The 18,980-nt window shown below is 66.1% G+C and carries 14 protein-coding genes; 12 read left to right on the top strand and 2 right to left on the bottom strand.

What is annotated here, in order from left to right; all coding sequences use genetic code 11:
* Positions 1-248: 248 nt before the first annotated feature.
* Positions 249-1,196 carry an alpha/beta hydrolase gene (locus tag ASC89_RS26185; RefSeq protein WP_056003557.1) on the bottom strand — a complete coding sequence of 316 codons (948 nt, stop codon included), beginning with the start codon at positions 1,194-1,196 and terminating at the stop codon, positions 249-251.
* Between the two features lie 163 nt (positions 1,197-1,359).
* On the opposite strand from ASC89_RS26185, the gene ASC89_RS26180 reads away from it, so the two are divergent.
* The 5 genes from ASC89_RS26180 (at position 1,360) to kynU (ending at position 7,548) form a co-directional block, all read left to right on the top strand.
* Positions 1,360-2,394 (top strand): sugar ABC transporter substrate-binding protein, encoded by a 1,035-nt coding sequence (locus tag ASC89_RS26180; protein ID WP_056003554.1) that lies wholly within the window; start codon positions 1,360-1,362, stop codon positions 2,392-2,394.
* 219 nt (positions 2,395-2,613) lie between these two features.
* The gene (locus ASC89_RS26175) at positions 2,614-3,678 is read left to right on the top strand and encodes an ABC transporter permease (protein WP_244488560.1); all 1,065 of its coding nucleotides are present in this window, start codon (positions 2,614-2,616) and stop codon (positions 3,676-3,678) included.
* On the top strand, positions 3,675-4,619 hold the full coding sequence (locus ASC89_RS26170; RefSeq protein ID WP_056003548.1) for an ABC transporter permease: 945 nt from the start codon (positions 3,675-3,677) through the stop codon (positions 4,617-4,619). Before ASC89_RS26175 ends, ASC89_RS26170 begins: the two co-directional genes overlap by 4 nt.
* Entirely contained in the window at positions 4,619-6,139 is a 1,521-nt protein-coding gene (locus ASC89_RS26165; protein WP_056003546.1) for a sugar ABC transporter ATP-binding protein, read from the top strand. Before ASC89_RS26170 ends, ASC89_RS26165 begins: the two co-directional genes overlap by 1 nt.
* 188 nt (positions 6,140-6,327) lie before the next feature.
* A complete protein-coding gene (gene kynU, locus ASC89_RS26160; RefSeq protein WP_056003543.1) occupies positions 6,328-7,548 on the top strand; it encodes a kynureninase in 1,221 nt (406 codons plus the stop codon).
* Between the two features lie 189 nt (positions 7,549-7,737).
* Here the strand turns inward: kynU and ASC89_RS26155 are convergent, their stop codons facing one another.
* Complete coding sequence (locus ASC89_RS26155) at positions 7,738-8,091, bottom strand: hypothetical protein (RefSeq protein ID WP_055886871.1); 354 nt, start codon at positions 8,089-8,091, stop codon at positions 7,738-7,740.
* Between the two features lie 238 nt (positions 8,092-8,329).
* Between ASC89_RS26155 and ASC89_RS26150 the strand changes: the two genes are divergently transcribed.
* From ASC89_RS26150 to ASC89_RS29060, 7 genes are all read left to right on the top strand, one after another.
* Positions 8,330-8,851 (top strand): hypothetical protein, encoded by a 522-nt coding sequence (locus tag ASC89_RS26150; protein WP_056003541.1) that lies wholly within the window; start codon positions 8,330-8,332, stop codon positions 8,849-8,851.
* A 427-nt stretch (positions 8,852-9,278) separates the two neighbouring features.
* Positions 9,279-10,778, top strand: a complete 1,500-nt coding sequence (locus ASC89_RS26145; protein ID WP_056003538.1) for a methyl-accepting chemotaxis protein — start codon at positions 9,279-9,281, stop codon at positions 10,776-10,778.
* A gap of 115 nt (positions 10,779-10,893) precedes the next feature.
* Entirely contained in the window at positions 10,894-11,757 is an 864-nt protein-coding gene (locus ASC89_RS26140) for a protein-glutamate O-methyltransferase CheR (RefSeq protein WP_055886862.1), read from the top strand.
* Positions 11,754-12,800, top strand: coding sequence for a chemotaxis response regulator protein-glutamate methylesterase (locus ASC89_RS26135; RefSeq protein ID WP_056003535.1), 1,047 nt, complete (start codon positions 11,754-11,756; stop codon positions 12,798-12,800). The genes ASC89_RS26140 and ASC89_RS26135 overlap by 4 nt, the downstream gene beginning before the upstream one ends.
* 98 nt (positions 12,801-12,898) lie before the next feature.
* A complete protein-coding gene (locus tag ASC89_RS26130; protein ID WP_055886854.1) occupies positions 12,899-13,288 on the top strand; it encodes a response regulator in 390 nt (129 codons plus the stop codon).
* A gap of 285 nt (positions 13,289-13,573) precedes the next feature.
* Positions 13,574-16,096 (top strand): methyl-accepting chemotaxis protein, encoded by a 2,523-nt coding sequence (locus tag ASC89_RS29065; protein WP_056003532.1) that lies wholly within the window; start codon positions 13,574-13,576, stop codon positions 16,094-16,096.
* 326 nt (positions 16,097-16,422) lie between these two features.
* The gene (locus tag ASC89_RS29060; RefSeq protein WP_056003529.1) at positions 16,423-18,936 is read left to right on the top strand and encodes a methyl-accepting chemotaxis protein; all 2,514 of its coding nucleotides are present in this window, start codon (positions 16,423-16,425) and stop codon (positions 18,934-18,936) included.
* Positions 18,937-18,980: the final 44 nt, after the last annotated feature.

Genomic DNA, 18,980 nt, shown 5'->3' with positions numbered 1-18,980 from the left:
GTCTAAGAAAAGCATAATACTAAAGTCGTATGCGGCGGCGAGCATTGCGATTGGCCCCTAATCCACCGGCCGTCATCCCGGCGAACGCCGGGACCCAGTGCTCCGGCCTGTCCGCCCGCGCGATCTGGCCAACCTTGCTGTGATGGACCGGTCGGTTTCGTGCCGATCCAACTGTTCGAGCAGTAGGTCCCGACTTTCGTCGGGATGACGGCCGGTGGGTGGGGCGAGGGCAGAGAGCACTGGATAGGTCACCCCCACACCTGCCTCGCCCACTCCCCCATCACACCGATCAGCTCCCGCGCGGCTGGGGTGATGCCGGCCATGATCATGAAGCCGTGGGTGGTGCCGGGCCATTCGTGGAACGTCACGACGTTGCCGGCTGCGGTGAGGCGGGCGGCGTAGGCGCGGCCTTCGTTGCGCAGCGGGTCGTGGTCGGCGGTGACGAGGAGGGTGGGGCAGAGGCCGGTGAGGTCGGGGGCGAGCAGCGGCGAGGCCTCCGGATGGGTGGGGTCGGCGCCCGAGAGGTAGTTGGCGATGTACCAGCGCAGCGTGGCGCGGGAGAGAAAGAAGCCTGACGCAAATTCGGCGACGCTGGGGCTCTCGTGGGCGAGGTCGGTCGCCGGGTAGATCAGCATCTGGCCACCCAGCGTGATGCCATGGTCCCGGGCCCGCAGTGCCAAAGCGGCGGCGATATTGGCGCCGGCGCTGTCGCCGGCGAGGATGATGCGTTCGCTGCTGAGGCCGAGCCCGGCACCCTCGGCGATCACCCAGCGGAGTGCCGTCTCGGCGTCGTCGAGACCGGCCGGAAACGGCTGCTCCGGCGCCTTGCGGTATTCGACCGAGAGCAGGCCGCAGCCGGCAGCCCTGGCGAGGGCGCGGGCGGCGCCGTCATGGGTGTCGAGGCTGCCGACCACCCAGCCGCCGCCGTGGAGAAACAGGATAGTGCCCGGCTCGCATCCGCCGCGATAGAGGCGGCAGCGGATGGCGGGATCGCCGAGGGTGAAGCTGAGCGGCGGGGCGAGGTCGTCCTTCAGATCCCAGTGACCGGCGAGGCTGAGCTCGGAGGCGGCACGGGCCCTCACCACGCCGAGTTGGTCGTTGCTGAGCGTGCCGGCGTGCTCGGCGGCTTCGAGCATCTCGCGCAGTTCGGGTCGTAGGCGCGACCGGTTGGGGCGCCCGCCGTCAGAATGGTCCACGCACCCCCTCCCTGACGTCGAAGACGGGCGCCATAACAGCAGAGGTGCGACGAAAGTCAATGAAAAGAATATTGCATGCGATATGCGTTAGTGTTACGCCTTGGCCAGCGTGTATGCTGCCCGGGGAGGATCGGGAGGCATCCACCGACAAAGGGAGAAGATCATGCAGGTTACCCGTATGCGCGGCGCGCTCGCCGTGGGTCTGGCCTTGGGCGTGGCGCTGTCGCCGCTCGCCGCCATGGCGTCGGACAACAAGATTGCCCTGGTGCCGGGCGGTCCGCACCCGTATTTCGCCCCTTGGGAACAGGCGGCGGCGGATGCGCAGAAGGATTTCGGCATCGCTTCGGTCGAATACAAAGTGCCGGCCGAATGGAAGCTGGAGCTGCAGACCGAGCTGTTCGAGAGCCTCGCGGCGCAGGGCTATGCCGGCTTCGGCTACTTCCCCGGCGATGCGGTGGGCGTCAACTCGACCGTCGCGGAACTCAAGGCCAATGACATTCCGGCGGTGGCGCTGGGCGGCTGCGCGCAGGATCCGACCGATACGGCGTTCTGCATGGCAACCGACGTTTATGCCTCGGCTTATCTCGGCACCAAGGCGCTGATCGAGGCGATGGGTGGCAAGGGCGCGGTGGTGCATCTCGCCGGGCTCCTCGTCGACCCCAACACCACGCTGCGCGTCCAGGCGGTGGAAAAGGCGGTGGCCGAGACCAATGGTGCGGTAACGCTGCTGCAGACGCTGGGCGATACCGACAACCAGGAGCAGGGCGACCAGAAGATCAACGCGCTGCTCGCCGCGCAGAAGGACCAGATCGGCGGCATGATCGCCACCGGTTACATTTCCTCGGTGGTGGCAGCCACTGCGCTCAAAAACCTCGGTGACAAGAAGATCAAGCTGATCGGCATCGACGACGACAAGATCGTGCTCGATGGCATCAAGGACGGCTTCGTTGCCGGCACCATGGCGCAGAACCCCTATGGCCAGGGCTATATCGGCGCCTATGCAGTGGACCTGTTGGCCGAAGGCTGCACGGTGAAGGCGGATGCGCCGTTCATCACCACGCCGCAGACGGCCAAGTTCATCGACTCCGGCACGCTGCTGATCAGCTCCGCCAATATCGAGAGCTACAAGGACGACCTGAAGAAGCTGACCGGCGAGCTGCAGGCAAGCTTCAAGGACAAGTTCCTCAGCTGCTCGTGATGACTGACGCTGGATGGTGCGGTTTACCTTCTCCCCCTGTGGGAGAAGGTGGCGCGCAGCGCCGGATGAGGGGTTCGCAACACAGAGTGTTGCGCGATCGGAGCGAAGCGACGAGCGATTGAGTGCGCGGAGAGAGACCCCTCATCCGCCCTTCGGGCACCTTCTCCCACAAGGGGAGAAGGCACCGACTGAGAGACCGTGCCCCATAGAGTACCCGCAATGACCTCTGCGCTTGACGCCGAGCCTCGCCCGAGTTCAGCCTCGGCCATGGATCCGGCCCCCCGCCGAACGATCAGTTCGTTCCTGCTCCGCGGCTCGGCGCAGGTCGGGTTGTTCCTGATCCTCGTGGTGCTGTGGGCGGTGTTCGCTAACCTGGCGCCGGGGTTCCTGTCGAAGTTCAACCTCAACTCGCTGCTGCGTTCGGTCGCCGTCGATATCGTCGTCGGTTTCGCCCAGATGGTGGTGCTGGCGACCGGCGGGATGAACCTCTCGGTCGGGGCGATCGGGGTCTGCGCGGTGATGTTCTCGGGCTACCTGATGCAGGTGCTGGGGCTGCCGATCCCGGTGGCGATTGCCGGTACGCTGGCGCTCGGCGCCTTCCTCGGCTGGCTCAACGGCTTTGCCATCGTCAAGACCGGGGTGAACAGTTTCGTGGTGACGCTGGCGAGCGCCAGCCTGTTTTCCGGCGGCATGCTGATCCTCACCAAGGCAGTGCCGCTCAACGGGTTGCCGCCGGAGTTCGGCGCCTTCGGCAAGAGCGCCGTCGGGCCGGCGTTCGGCAGCATTCCGGCGATCCCCAGCCTCGCCGTGGTGGCGCTGGCGATCGGGCTCGGGCTCTACCTGCTGTTCAAGCATTCGACATTGGGCCGGCAGATCCTCGCGGTGGGCGCCAATGCGCGGGCCGCCGAGATGAGCGGCATTCCGGTCGATCGGACCATCGTCTTCGTCCATGCGCTGTCCGGGGCGCTCGCCGCAGCGGCGGCGCTGATGCTGACCTCGCGGCTGGCGGCGGCGATGCCGGCCGTGGCGGGGGATGACTGGCTGCTGCCGAGCTTCCTCGCACCGGTGATCGGCGGCACGGCGCTGTCGGGCGGCATCGTCTCGGTGGTGGGCACCATTCTCGGGGCGCTGCTGGTGTCGACTATCCGCTCGGGGCTCCTGGTGCTGGAGATCGGCAATTTCTGGCTGCCGCTGTTCCTCGGGGCGTTCCTCCTCGCGGCGATCCTGATCGAGCGCGGCCGCGCCGCCTATGTGGCGCGCGAACAGGCGAGGCGAGCGCTATGAGATCGTTCTTCCGCCTGCAATGGTCGGGTATCCTCGTCGGCATCATTGCCGGCGGCATCGCGCTGGCGCTGAGCGCGCCGGCGTTCCTCAGCGAGTTCAACCTGTTCGTGCTGCTGCGCTCGATCTGCGTGTCGCTGCTCGTCGCCTATTCGCAGATGGTGATGCTGGGCGTCGGGCAGATGAACCTGTCGGTCGGCGCGCTGGGCGGGCTGGTGGCGGTGGTCACCGGCGGGCTGATGGATGCACTGGGCGTGCCGACACTGCCGGCGATCATGATCGGGGTGGCGGCGGGCGGAGCAGCCGGCTTCGTCAATGGCTGGCTGACGGTGAAGACCGGCATCAACGGCTTCATCGTGACGCTGGCGACGGCTTCGGCCTTCGCCGGTATCAACCTCGGGATCACCAAGGCGGTGCCGTTCTACAACCTGCCCGCCGATTTCGTGGCGTTCGGCAATGGGCGGCTCGGACTGTTCCCGCTGCTGCTGATCGTGCCGCTGCTGGTTACGGTTGTCCTGGCGCTGTTCTTTTCGCGGGCGGTGCCCGGGCGGCACATGCTGGCGGTGGGTGGCAACGCGCCCGCGGCGCAGTTGAGCGGCGTGTCGGTGCCCAGGGCGATCATTTCGGCGCATGTGCTGTCGGGGCTGCTGGCGGCAGTGGCGGGCATCCTCGCAGTAGCGCAGCTCGGCTCGGCGCAGCCCACCATTGGGTCGGACTGGCTGGTGATCTCGTTCGCCGCGCCGATCATTGGCGGAGCGAGCCTGGCCGGTGGGGCGATTTCGATCGTCGGGACGCTCTTGGCAGTGGTGCTGATCGGGCTGATCCAGAATGCCATGGTGCTGGTGAAGGTCGACCCGTACTGGGTGCAGTTCCTGCTCGGGGCGCTGATCCTCGCCGCGGTGTGGTTCAACCGCTATCGCGCCGTCAGGGTGGGAGAGAGCTGATGGCGCTGACGGTCGACAAGGCCAGCAAGTCGTTCCCCGGCGTGCGGGCGCTGAAGGATGCGTCGCTGGAGCTGAAGCCGGGCGAAGTGCATGCGCTGATGGGCGAGAACGGCGCCGGAAAATCGACGCTGATCAAGATCATCACTGGGGTGCATCGGCCGGATGGCGGACGGCTGTTGCTCGACGGAACCGAGATTTCGCTCAATAGCCCGCGCGACGCGATCCGGCTCGGGATTTCGGCCGTGCACCAGGAGCGCAACCTGATCCCGCGCTTCTCGGTGGCCGAGAATATCCTGCTCGAGAACCTGCCGCGGCGCGCCGGGCTGGTGGATTACGCCAGGGCCAATGCCGAGGCGAAGAAGTATCTCGAAATGATCGGGCTCGTGGTCGACACGCGGACCGAGGTGCGACACCTGAGCGTCGCGCAGATGCAGATGGTGGAGATCGCCAAGGCGCTGAGTCACGAGGCGAAGGTCTTGTTGCTCGACGAGCCGACCGCCTCGCTGACCGGCGAAGAGGCCGAAGCGCTGTTCGCGCTGATCAAGCGGCTGAAGGCGGAGGGCGCCGCGATCCTCTTCGTCTCGCACAAGCTCGAGGAAGTGCTGGCGATTTCGGATCGGGTGACGGTGCTGCGCGATGGCGAGACGACGCTGATCGGCGAGCCGATCGCCAACATGAGCCGTGGCCGGCTGATCGAGGCGATGATCGGGCGGGCCGAACGCATCGCCGTGGTGCGGCCGCCCAAGCCGGCAACCGGCGCCATCAAGCTCGAGGCCAAGGGCGTCGCGACGGCGGCCGGGCACCGCGATATCTCGTTCACGGTGCGGCGCGGCGAAATCCTCGGGCTTTACGGGCTGGTGGGCGCCGGGCGGACCGAGCTGGCGCGGGCGCTGGTCGGGAAAGACAAGGTGACCGGCGGCAGCCTGTCGATCGACGGCAAGCCGGCGGTGATCCGCTCCGTCGAAGAGGCACTGAAGCGGCACCGCGTCGGCTATCTCAGCGAAGACCGGAAATATGAGGGCGTGGTGCTGCTGCACCCGATCCGCTTCAACGTAGCGATGACCATCTGGGACCGGCTGGCGAAGGTCCTCGGCTTCCAGACGGCGGCCGGGGAGCGCAAGGCCGCCGAGCCGTTTGCGCGGCAACTCGAAATCCGCACCCCCAGCCTCGAACAGGCAGTGGGGAACCTGTCGGGTGGCAACCAGCAGAAGGTGTCGCTGGCCAAATGGCTGGCAGCGAAGGTGGACCTCCTGGTCATCGACGAGCCGACGGTCGGCATCGATATCAAAACCAAGGCCTATATCCACGAGCTGATCGGCAAGCTGGCGGATGATGGGCTGGCGATCCTGCTGATCTCGTCGGAGCTGCCGGAAATGGTGGCTTTGGCCGACCGTATCCTCGTCATGCACGAGTTCCGCCTGGTCGACGGCTTCGACAATGATCGCAGCTACGAAGCGATGAGCCGCAAGGTGATGGGTGCGATCCACCGGCATGCAGACGAGGCGGTGGCGGCGGAGTAACCGCATGCTGCCACGATCACCGGCGGACACCCTCCCCTTGACGGGGAGGGCTGGGGTGGGGTGTGCAGCGCGCGCAGGGCCGTCGGGGCTCCCCACACCCCCTCCCAACCTCCCCCGTCGAGGGGGAGGTGCGGATCGAGTTGGTGGCGCTGCTTGCGCCAAGCGGACATCCCGCTATTGATCACGCCATGACCGACATCACCGCCCTCGACGTCGCCGACCCGTTTGCCCGTACGCGAGCCCTGTTCGACCTGCCTGATGGCATCATCTACCTCGACGGCAATTCGCTCGGGGCGTTGCCGCGTGCGGTGAAGGGGCGGATGGCCGAGGTGGTGGCGACGCAGTGGGGCGAGGGGCTGATCCGCAGCTGGAATACGCATGACTGGATCGACCTGCCGGGGCGGGTGGGTGACCGGATCGCGCGGCTGATCGGCGCGCCGCCGCAGACGGTGATGGTGGCCGATTCCACCTCGGTGAACCTGTTCAAGGTGCTGGTGACGGCGCTGCGGCTGCGGCCGGGACGCCAGGTGATCGTCTCGGAGCGCGGCAACTTCCCGACCGATGCCTATGTCGCGGCGGGTGTCGCGGAACTGCTGGGGCAGGGACATGAGCTGCGTCTGGTGGAGGCCAGCGAGATCGAGGCGGCACTCGGCGCGGATGTCGCGGTGCTGCTGCTGACCGAGGTGAACTACCGGACCGGGGCGCGGCTCGACATGGCTGGCCTGACGGCGGCGGCGCAGCGGGCCGGTGTGCTGACGATCTGGGATCTCTGCCATTCGGCCGGGGCGTTTCCGGTCGATCTCGGCGGAGCGGATGCCGATTTCGCCGTCGGGTGCGGCTACAAATATCTCAATGGCGGGCCGGGTGCGCCGGCCTTCGTCTATGCCGCGCCGCGCCACCTCGAGGGGTTGCGGCAGCCGCTGACCGGCTGGCTGGGGCATGCAACGCCGTTCAGCTTTGCCGAGGCCTATCGGCCGGCCGAGGGCATTGGCGCGATGCGGGTGGGGACGCCGCCGGTGCTGTCGATGTCGGCGCTCGATGCGGCGCTCGACGTGTTCGACGGGGTCGACCTCGGGGCGTTGCGGACCAAGGCCGATGCGCTGTTCGAGCTGTTCACCAGCGAGGTGCGGCGGCTGGCGCCGGAACTGCAACTGGCGACACCAAGCGATGCGGCGCGCCGCGGCACCCAGGTGTCGCTCAGGCATCCCGAGGCCTATGCGGTGATGCAGGCGCTGATCGAGCGTGGGGTGATCGGGGATTTTCGCGAGCCCGACATCCTGCGCTTCGGGCTGACGCCGCTCTACCTGAGCTTCGCCGAGGTGAAGCGCGCCGCCGAAATCCTTGGCGAGATGATGCGGACCGGAGCGTGGGACCGGCCGCGCTACAAGGTGCGCGCCAAGGTGGTTTGAGACTTTCGATTGCTCGGGGTGAAGCAAGTACCCCCCGGTGTCATCCCAGCGAAAGCTGGGATCCAACTATCCGCTGGCACGGGCTGTGAGCCGGACGAGGGCAGAGCCCTCGCCGTGGGGTCCCAGCTTCGCTGGGATGACAGCCGGTGGATGGGGTCAGGGCGAGCCCAACTCAAGCGTGAAAGCGCTTCAGAACAGCTCGGCTTCGCCGTGCACGCCAAAGCTGGCGCTGCCGGAGAGGGCGGGAACGCGCAGCTCGTCGAGCACCAGGCTCGACCAGATCTCGTCATAGACCGATTGCGGGGCATCGGGGGGCAGGAGGGCGAACTGGCGGACGGCGAGCGCCATGTTCTGGCAGCGCTGCTCGATACGGTCCTGGCCCTGCAGGGCGTTGATGATGATCCGGGCGGCCTCGCGGCGCGCTTCGTCGGCCGAGATCGACTTGTCGGCGAGTAGTTCGAGGGCCTGTGTGACGCCTTCCACCATGCCGGCGGTCTGACGCGCGGTTTCATCGAGCTCGCGGGCGAGCCTTTGCAGAGACATGTAGAGAAAACCCCCGTAGTGCCAGCGGACCCTAGCGCGGATTTCTGAATGGCTCCTTGCGAATGCGAGGGCATCAGGGTGGACGCGAGGCTTTTGGTTAGCGCTTCACTAACGAATTGACGGTAACGATGACATGCCGCTCTATCCTGGATCTCACGTCACTATGGTCATGTCGAGTTCACTGCCTCCCGAGTTCGATCGTGGTGTGGTGACGACCGTACATCAGGGGGATTGCCTGGTGTCGAACGAGGTGGACCTGACCTTCTCGACAGTGCTCGGCAGTTGCGTGTCGGCCTGCGTGCGCGACCGGGTCGCCAATGTCGGCGGGATGAACCATTTCCTGCTCGCCGAGCAGTCGGCCTCGGCGGCGGATCGCTATGGCGCTTCGGCACGTTATGGCGCCTTCGCCATGGAGCAGCTGATCAACAAGGTGCTGACGCGCGGCACCGGCCGCAAGGCCAACCTTGAGATCAAGGTGTTCGGTGGCGGCAAGATCAACGGCGCGCTCGACGATATCGGGCTCAAGAACATCGAGTTCGTGCGCGAGTTCCTCGCCAACGAAGGCTACGAGATGGCCAAGGAAGACCTCGGCGGCACCTATGCGCGCCGGGTGATGTTCAAGCCCTATTCCGGTCGCGCCTTCATCAAGCGGCTCGACAACACCGCCAACGCTTCGATCGCCAGGGAAGAGCTGGCAGTGGCGGCGAGCCGCCGCAGCGTCATCACCAAGCCGGTGGTCGACGACATCGAGCTGTTCTGAAAGCTCCCCTCCCCCTTGAGGGCAGGGCTATCGCATATGGAGCACTGACAGTAGTTGGATGGCCTTCTCCCCTTGTGGGAGAAGGTGGCCGAAGGCCGGATGAGGGGTTCTCTCCGCGTACTCATCGTCCGTCGCTTCGCTCCGGCCGCGCTACACTTCGTTGCGCGGACCCTTCATCCGCCCTTCGGGCACCTTCTCCCACAAGGGGAGAAGGCTAGAGGTGCCCATCGCCGCCATATGCGATAGCCCTGCCCCAAAGGGGGAGGGAGGCGATCGCCCGGTGGTGAGGGCGACATCCAGGGGCTCCTTACCAAGTCGTTACGCTCTGCAGCCCAAGTATAGGTTTGATTAACCATTCCGGTTTTAGGGTCGCGGCGAGGGCCTGGGGAGGCCCGCCGGGGCTCGGTGATTCGTGCAGCGCTTGCGCATGGCGCTCATCGCTAATCTATGCTGGCTTGCCGCTCTGCTGATCGCGGCCGGCGGCGTGCTGCTGTTCGGCGTCGGGCTGGTGAGCGCGGTGCTGGCGGGTGTTGCGGCCGCGGCGGCGGCGACGGGCGCGGTGATCGTCGGGCTGCGCGCCGATCGGGCGTTCTCGGAGCGGCTCACTGCTATCGGCCAGGCAGTCGGGGTGCGGGCCGGAGAGGCGACCAACCTCGAGGCGGTGGTGCAGAGCCTCTGCACGCGGCTGGATCGAGCCTACAACTTCAAGGCGGCGTTCGGCAGCATGCGGCAGCCGGCGGCACTGGTCGATGCCGATGGCGAGATCCTGGGGGTCAGCACCGGCCTGGTGCTGGTTGAGCCGAAAGCCGAGGAAGGTGGGCTGATCTCCGATGTGCTGGGCGGCCGGGTGCTGCTCGAGGACATGGCGGAGGAGAGCATCGTCACCGTCGGCGACCGGCGCTTCGTGGCCGAGCGGCGCGAACTGGGCGGCGGGCGCTCGATCCTCGAGTTTACCCCGGCCGGCTACCATATCGCCGACGACGATTTCGATGCCTTCGTCACCGCGCTCTCCAACGGCCGCACCGGGTTCCGTTTCGACGACTGGGGCATGCAGCATTCGCCGGCGCTGAAGGCGCTGGGCGGGGCGCTCGAGCAGTTCGACAAATCGGTCAAAGCCATCGGCCAGCTGCTGCGCGGCGAGGAGATCGATGCGCTCTTACTGATGGGCGCCGGAGCAATGGCGCCGGAGCTCAGGCAGTTCGAGCAGGACCTCAACGCCATCCTTGTCGAGCGCGAGGAAGCGCTGATGGCGCGGGCTCATCTCGAGGCCAAGATGGAAGCGATCCTCAGGGCCATCGACCGCTACCGGGCCAGCGTTACCAGTCTCGCCGAGCTCGCCGACCAGAGCCGGGCGGGGCTCACCGTGGCGTCGCGCGCCATCGAGAAGGGGCGTGCCAAGGCGCAGGCGGTGCGGGTGCTGGAGCGGCAGGCGGTGGCGCTGGCGGCCGATGCGGCGCTCGCCGTGCAGCGCACCAGCGCCTCTGTCGGCGGGGTGGAGCACACCACGGCCGAGATCGACCGGATGGTGTCGAGCATCGAGGACGTGAGCTTCCGCACTAACCTGTTGGCGCTCAACGCGGCGGTGGAAGCGGCGCGGGCCGGCGAGAAGGGCGCCGGCTTCGCGGTGGTGGCGGCCGAGGTACGCACCCTGGCGCAGGCGACGCAGAAGGCGGCGCGCGAGATCAAATCGCTGGTCGGCACCTCGCGGCGCGAGGCCAGCGCCTCGGTCGAGGAAGCGGCATCGCTCAAAAAGATTCTCTCCGGGCTCGGCGGACATTTAGAGAATCTAAGCAATGAGACGGACATGATCGCCGGTGCACTGGATGAGGGCAGCGGCGCCATCGCCCGGCTGGACGGCAGCGTTGCTGCGGTCGGCTCGGAAGCGGCGAAAGCCCTGCAACTCCCGGCGCGCAGACGCTCGGCCTAGAACGGGCCACCCCTAAGTGTGTCCCGTTCCAGGTTGTTAGGTGGTCGCGGGATCGAACCGGAAAAGTCTGCAACTTTTCCTGATCCCGCTCCGGAATGGGCCGATAGGGGGCAGTATGGATCAGGGCGAATTTGCCCTCAGTGACCGCGAGTTCAATCGGGTCAAGGCACGCGTCTATCAGGAAGCCGGAATCTCGCTGTCGGAGGCCAAGCGCACCCTGGTGGTGTCGCGGCTGGGCAAGCTCGTTCGTGCGCTCAGGCTCAACTCGTTCGATGCCTATCTCGATTATCTCGAGCGGCAGGGCACGCCCGCCGACGCGCAGGAATTCATCAACGCGCTGACCACCAACCTGACGCGGTTCTGGCGCGAGGACCATCACTTCGAGCATCTCGAGACCTATGTGCGGCAGGTGATGGCGCAGCGGCCGCGGATGGGCGCCAACGGGCGGCCGAAACTGCGGATCTGGTCGGCCGGCTGCTCGACCGGGCAGGAGCCCTATACCATCGCGCTGAGCCTGCTTGCGGCCTTCCCCGAGCTGAAGCGCTGGGATTTCCGCATCCTTGCCACCGATATCGACACCAATGTCGTCGCCAAGGCCGCGGGCGGGGTTTACCCGGAGGCCGAGCTCAACGGGTTGTCGCGCGAGCGCGCCTCGCTGTTCGAGCGCGCCGGCGCCGGCCAGGTGCAGATCCCGATGGCGGTGCGCGAGCTGATCGCCTTCAAGCCGCTCAACCTGATGCACAACCCCTGGCCGATGAAGGGGCCGTTCGACGCGGTATTCTGCCGGAACGTCGCCATCTATTTCGACAAGAAGACGCAGGGCGAACTGTTCGCGCGGCTGGGAGCGATCCTGGTGCCGGACGGCTTTCTCTATATCGGACACTCCGAAAACCTGGGCGCTGGCGGCGCCAATTTCCGGCTGGTCGGCAAGACCATCTATCAGGCACGCGCACAGCAGAAGGCGAGGGACGCAGCATGAGCATCAAGGTGCTGGTCGTCGATGATTCCGCACTCATTCGCGAGGTGCTGAGCCGTACGCTGGGCAAGGATGGCGATATCGTCGTCGTCGGCACGGCCGAGGATCCGATCGACGCGCGTTCCAAGGTCAAGGATCTCAACCCGGATGTGGTGACGCTCGATATCGAGATGCCCAACATGAACGGGCTGCAGTTTCTCGATAAACTGATGCGGCTCCATCCGCTGCCGGTGGTGATGGTCTCGACGCTGACCACCAAGGGGGCGAGCGAGACGCTGCTGGCGCTGGAACTGGGGGCAGTGGATTTCGTCGCCAAGCCCAACGCGTCGCTGTCGGGCGGGCTCGATGCGTTCGGCGAGAACCTGCGCCAGAAGGTGCGGGCGGCCGCCCATTCCGACGTGAAGGGCCGTGCCTTGAAGGCGCCGACAGCCAAGGTGCCGGTGCGCACCGCGGCGGCGCCGACCGGTGCGCTGATCGCCATCGGGGCATCGACCGGCGGGGTCGAGGCGATCCGCGTGGTGCTGAGTCAGATGCCGCCCGATTGCCCGCCGATCGTCATCGCGCAGCATATGCCGGCCGGGTTCACCAGCCGCTTCGCCGGGCGGCTCGACGAGCTGACCGAGCTGAAGGTGGTGGAAGCCGAAGACCGGATGCCGCTGCTGGCCGGCCACGCCTATGTGGCGCGCGGCGATTTTCATTTGCGGGTCGAGCGCAGCTCGGGCCAGCTCAAGTGCCGAGTGACGCAGGACGAACTGATGTCCGGGCACCGGCCGAGCGTCGACGTGCTGTTCGAGTCGGTGGCCAAGACTGTCGGACCGATGGCGGTGGGCGCCATCCTCACCGGCATGGGCCGCGACGGGGCGCGGGGGCTCAAGCTGATGCGCGAGGCAGGAGCCTACACCGTGGGGCAGAGCCAGGCTTCGGCGCTGGTCTATGGCATGCCGCGGGTGGCCTTCGAAGAGGGGGCGGTGATCGAGCAGGCGCCGGTCGAAGGCATCGCGGCGCGGCTCGCGGCAGCGCTCACTCGGCTCAAATCCGCAGCATAACGCGGGTTCGGATTGAAGGTTTGGTAACGGAATGTGCCTAGGGTTTTACGATACGCAACCCGGGCGTATTTCGGGCAGCTAGAAGGCGCAGCGTAACGATGCCGAAGGCAAGTGCAGTCAGTGTGATGATCGTCGATGACCAGCAGTCCATGCGGGGCATCTGTAAATACATCCTCACCCAGCTGGGGTTCACCAACATCGTCGAAGCGAAGTCGGGACGCGATGCGCTCGGCAAGCTCGAAAAGAGCAGCGTCGACCTGATCATCTCCGACTGGAACATGGACGATATCGACGGGCTGACGCTGCTGCGCGTCATCCGCAAGCACCCCAAGACGCAGGGCATGCCCTTCATCATGGCCACCGGCCGTTCCGACAAGGAGCAGGTGAAGGAAGCGATTTCGTCGGGCGTCAACAACTACATCATCAAGCCGTTCGATGCTTCGACCATGAAGAAGCGTATCGAGGCGGTGATCGGCGTGCTGTCGTAAGCACAGCCTCCTGCTGAAGCTAGCAAGGCCGCCTCCGGGCGGCCTTTGCTTTTCCGGCAAGCACTTGCCTTTGCTGGCCTTTCCGGATGGTGGATGTAATCGACTACATGCCTGGAAATGCTGGGTTTGCTACGCATCGTTCCGTAACACGAAATTAATCCGGCGCTGCCAGTCTTTGCCGCAGTCGTGCACGGCCTTGGGGGAGGGCCGACGTGATGCGGGCGCTGCGATTGCTGCGCACCTTCGGCGTCCTCTCCCCAATGCCATCGGAGGGGGAGAGACGGGATGGGTTGGTTCCCAAAATTCAAGATCGCGCAGAAGCTGCCGCTCGCACTGGTCGGTTCGGCGCTGCTGGTCAGCGCCGGCGTCGGTATCGCCAGCTACCTGATCGGCTCGAGCACCGTCGACCAGATGAGCATCCGGCAGATGCAGATGGCGGCCGGCGACCGGGTGAAGTCGTTCGAGACCTATCTCGAAACCATCGAGGCAGACCTGGTGAACCAGGCGGCGGCGGAAAGCGTGCAGACGACGCTGCGCGATTTCGCCATCGGCTGGGGCCAGTTCGCCACCTCCAAGCCCGCCGCTGACCCCATCGCCACGTTGCGTGGCAATTACATCGACAACAACCCCAACGCGGCCGGTGCACGGCAGGCGCTTGATACGCCGCAGCAGGCGCCGGGCGCCAAGAAGTGGAACTACGATTTCCTCCACTCCAAGGTGCACCCGAACTTCCGCCGCCAGCTCGAGGCGCGTGGCTATTCGGACCTGTTCCTGTTCGATCCCAAGGGCAACCTCGTCTACTCGGTGATGAAGAACGACGATTTCGCGCGGAACTTCGCCGAGGGCGGCGAGCTCGCCGATAGCGGGCTGGGCCGGGCCTTCCGCAGTGCCGCGGCGTTCACCGAGCCGGGCAAGGTGGCGTTCGAGGACCTGAGCCTTTATGCGGTGGCCGGCATGCCGGCGAGCTTTCTCGCAACACCCGTGTTCGACGCGCGCAACAAGCTGATCGGGGTGATGGCGATCGAAATGCCGATCGGGCCGATCAACCTGATGCTGCAGGACAATGCCAATCTGGGGCAGACCGGCGAGAGCATCCTCGTCGGCGCTGACAAGCTGATGCGGTCGGACTCGGTGTTCTCCACGGACAATGACACGCTGAGCGCCAGCTACGACTATCCGGTGGTCGATGCGGCCCTGGCGGGCAATCGGGCGGATGGCGTCACCACGGATTATCGCGGCATGCGGATGATCGCCACGGCGCTGCCGGTGGAGTTCAACGGCGCCAAGTGGGCGATGGTCACCACGATGAGCGAAGACGAAGCCTTCGCGCCGGTGGCCGAGATGCGCAACATGATGCTGCTGGTCGGCGCGGGCCTGCTGGCAGTGGCAGCGGTGGTGGGCCTGCTGTTCTCGCGCAGCATCTCGAAACCGATCAGCCGGTTGACCGAGACGATGGGCGCGCTGGCCGAGGGCAAGCTCGATACGGAAGTGCAGGGCGCCGGCCGCAGCGACGAAATCGGCGATATGGCCAAGGCGGTGCAGGTGTTCAAGGAGAATGCGCTGAAGGTCACCGAGATGACCGAAGGCGAGCGCGCTGCCTCGATCCAGCGCCGGGCCGACCGGACTGAGATGATGCAGACGCTGCAGCGGGCATTCGGCGAAGTGGTGGATGCGGCGATATCGGGCGATTTCACCAAGCGCGTCGAGGCGGAGTTCCCCGACCAGGAGCTCAATGCGCTGGCGCATGGGGTCAACGAGCTGGTGGCAACCGTCGATCGTGGCATGAGCGAGACGGCCGAGGTGCTGGCGGCCCTGGCCCATACCGACCTCACCCACCGAGTGCGCGGCGACTACCAGGGCGCCTTCCTCAGGCTCAAGACCGACACCAATGCGGTGGCCGAAAAGCTCGGCGAAATCGTCATGGGGCTGAAGCAGACCTCGCGCTCGTTGAAGACCGCGACGGGCGAGATCCTGTCGGGCGCCAATGATCTCTCGGAACGCACCACCAAGCAGGCGGCGACGATCGAGGAGACCTCGGCAGCGATGGAGCAGCTGTCGGGCACGGTGCTCGCCAATGCCGAGCGGGCCAAGGACGCGTCGAATGTCGCGGCAACGGTGACGCGGACCGCCGAAGACGGCGGCCAGGTGATGCACCGGGCGACCGAGGCGATGGAGCGGATCACCCACTCGTCGGGCAAGATTTCGAACATTATCGGGATGATCGACGACATCGCCTTCCAGACCAACCTTCTGGCGCTCAACGCTTCGGTGGAAGCGGCGCGGGCCGGCGATGCCGGTAAGGGCTTTGCCGTGGTGGCCGTGGAAGTACGGCGGCTGGCGCAGTCGGCGGCCAGCGCGTCGAGCGAGGTGAAGGTATTGATCGAGCAGTCGGGCAGCGAGGTGAAGGGCGGCTCGAAGCTGGTGGCCGAGGCGGCCGCCAAGCTCGAGGCGATGCTGGTGGCGGCGCGCTCGTCGAACGAATTGATGGATTCGATCGCCCGGGCCAGCCAGGAACAGGCCTCGGCAATCGAGGAAGTGAATGCGGCTGTCCGCACCATGGACGAGATGACCCAGCACAACGCCGCGCTGGTCGAGGAAACCAACGCGGCGATCGAGCAGACCGAAGCGCAGGCGACGGAGCTTGACCGGATCGTCGAGGTGTTCCGCATCGGCGACGCCGCGCCGGTGCGGGCGATGGAGCCGCCGGCCAAGGGCATCCGGGCGCTGCAGGACAAGGTGCGCGTAGCGGCCAAGTCGTATCTCAGCCGCGGCAACGCGGCGGTCGACAAGGATTGGGCCGAGTTCTAGGCGGCGCCCTCCAGGGGGAGAGTAGTAACCGAGCGTCCCGCTACACCGAGTTTGGTGAAGCTGTGGTGGTTGATTGTCGGCAAAGAAGAAGGGCGTTTACTAGCCGCCTCTTCTTTGCGCAGACCGCCGGCTATTCGCCCGCAAGTGCTGAGCGCACTACGTGTCGTTCCGTAATCAGAAATTAAGGCGCGATGCCTAGTCTCCGCCAGGTTGTGCACGGGCCTTGGGGGATGAGGCGGCGTGAACAGCGGAAGCAGGATGCTTCCGTTTCGCTGCGGCAGGATTGCCGCTCCCCCGGACGGCCAATACTGGGGGGATATTTTAGCATGGGTTGGCTTCCGAAATTCAAGATTGCCCAGAAGCTGCCATTGGCAATGGTGGGCTCGGCGCTGCTGGTCAGTGTCGGCGTGGGGCTCGGAAGCTACGTGATCGGCTCGGGCATCGTCGCCGATATGAGCGCGCGGCAGATGCAGACGGTGGCCTCGAGCCACGCCGACAAGTTCTCCACCTATCTGAAGACCATCGAAGCGGACCTGGTGAACAGCGCCGCCACCGACAGCGCGGTGAACGCGGTGCGCGACTTCGCCATCGCGTGGAAGAGCTTCGCCAAGGCAACGCCGCCGGGTGACCCGATCGTGGTGCTGCGCGAGGCGTTCATCACCAACAACCCGCACCCGGCCGGGCAGCGGCAGCTGCTCGATATCAACGACAAGGGCCGGACCAATTACGACACCACGCACGACAAGGTGCAGGCGACATTCCGTCGGCAGCTGGAGCTGCGCGGCTACCGCGATTTCTACATGTTCGATACGGCGGGCAACCTCGTTTACTCGGTGATGAAGAACGACGACTTCACGTCGAACTTCGCCGAGGGCGGCGACCTGGCCGATAGCGGGTTGGGGCGGGTCTACCGCAAGGCACTGGCGCTGACCGAGCGCGGGCAGGTGGCCTACGAAGACGCCTCGGTCTATGCGATCGCCGGCTCGCCGGCGAGCTTCATCGCGACGCCGGTGATCGACGTGCGCGGCAAGCTGATGGGGGTGATGGCGATCCAGATGCCAGTCGCCCCGATCAACCAGATGCTGCAGGAAAACACCCAGCTCGGCCAGACCGGCGAGAGCTTCTATGTCGGCGCCGACAAGCTGATGCGCTCGGACTCGGTGTTCTCCGAAGGCGACGACACACTGAGCGCCGTCTATGACAATCCAGTGGTCGAGGCGGCGCTGGCGGGGAACGCCGCCAACGGCGTCACCACCGACTATCGCGGTATGCGGATGCTGGCCAACGCCACGCCGGTTACCTTCAACGGCACCACCTGGGCGATGGTCACCACCATTGCCGAGGACGAGGCGTTTGCGCCGGTGGCGCAGTTGAGGAACACCATGCTGGCGATCGGCGCGGGGCTGCTGGCGCTGGCCGCCGTGGCGGGCGTGCTGTTCTCGCGCAGCATTTCAAAGCCGATCAGCCGGCTGACCGAGACGATGGAGGCGCTGGCCGACGGCAAGCTCGACACCGAGGTGAAGGGCGCCGGCCGCCGCGACGAGATCGGCGACATGGCCAAGGCCGTGCAAGTGTTCAAGGAGAACGCACTGAAGGTCACCGAGATGACCGAAGGGGAGCGGACGGCCTCGGTGCAGCGACGCGTCGAGCGCACGGCGATGATGCAGGAGTTGCAGAAGGCGTTCGGCGAAGTGGTCGATGCGGCGATCTCGGGCGATTTCAGTAAGCGCGTCGAGGCGGAGTTTCCGGATCAGGAACTGAACGCACTGGCGCATGGCGTCAACGAACTGGTCGCGACCGTCGATCGCGGGCTGATCGAAACCGGTGACGTGCTGTCGGCGCTAGCGCAGACCGACCTGACGCAGCGGGTGAACGGCCAGTATGGCGGCGCCTTTGCGCGGCTGAAAGACGACACCAATGCGGTGGCCGAACGGCTGACCGAGATCGTCGGCCAGCTCAAGGGCACCTCGCGGTCGCTGAAGACGGCGACGGGCGAGATCCTCTCAGGCGCCAACGATCTGAGCGAGCGGACCACCAAGCAGGCGGCGACGATCGAGGAAACCTCGGCCGCGATGGAGCAGCTGTCCGGCACAGTGCTCGCCAATGCCGAACGGGCCAAGGATGCCTCCAATGTTGCGGCGACGGTGACGCGGACTGCCGAAGACGGTGGCCAGGTGATGCATCAGGCGACCGAAGCGATGGAGCGGATCACCGCGTCCTCGGGCAAGATCTCGAACATTATCGGGATGATCGACGACATCGCCTTCCAGACCAACCTCCTGGCGCTCAACGCGTCGGTGGAAGCGGCGCGGGCTGGCGATGCCGGCAAGGGCTTTGCCGTGGTGGCGGTGGAAGTGCGGCGCCTGGCGCAGTCGGCCGCCGGTGCCTCGAGCGAGGTGAAGGCACTGATCGAGCAGTCGGGGACGGAAGTCCGGGGCGGCTCGAAGCTGGTGGCGGAAGCCGCGGCCAAGCTCGAAGCCATGCTGGTGGCGGCGCGCTCGTCGAACGAATTGATGGATTCGATCGCGCGGGCCAGCCAGGAGCAGGCGTCGGCGATCGAAGAGGTCAACGCCGCGGTTCGCACCATGGACGAGATGACCCAGCACAACGCGGCGCTGGTCGAAGAAACCAACGCGGCGATCGAGCAGACCGAGGCACAAGCCACGGAACTCGACCGGATCGTCGAGGTGTTCCGCATCGAAGCGCAGGCGGCGCCGGCGCGCGCCGCGGAAGCGCCGGCCAAGGGTATCCGGGCGTTGCAGGATAAGGTGCGCACCGCCGCCAAGTCATACCTGAGCCATGGCAATGCCGCGGTCGACAAGGACTGGGCGGAGTTCTAACCGCAAAACCTGACGGTCCTCGCGAAACGTCCAGAAGGGACAAC

Source organism: Devosia sp. Root413D1 (assembly GCF_001425235.1).
Taxonomy (GTDB): Bacteria; Pseudomonadota; Alphaproteobacteria; order Rhizobiales; family Devosiaceae; genus Devosia_A.
This window is presented reverse-complemented; position numbering and strand designations above follow the sequence as displayed.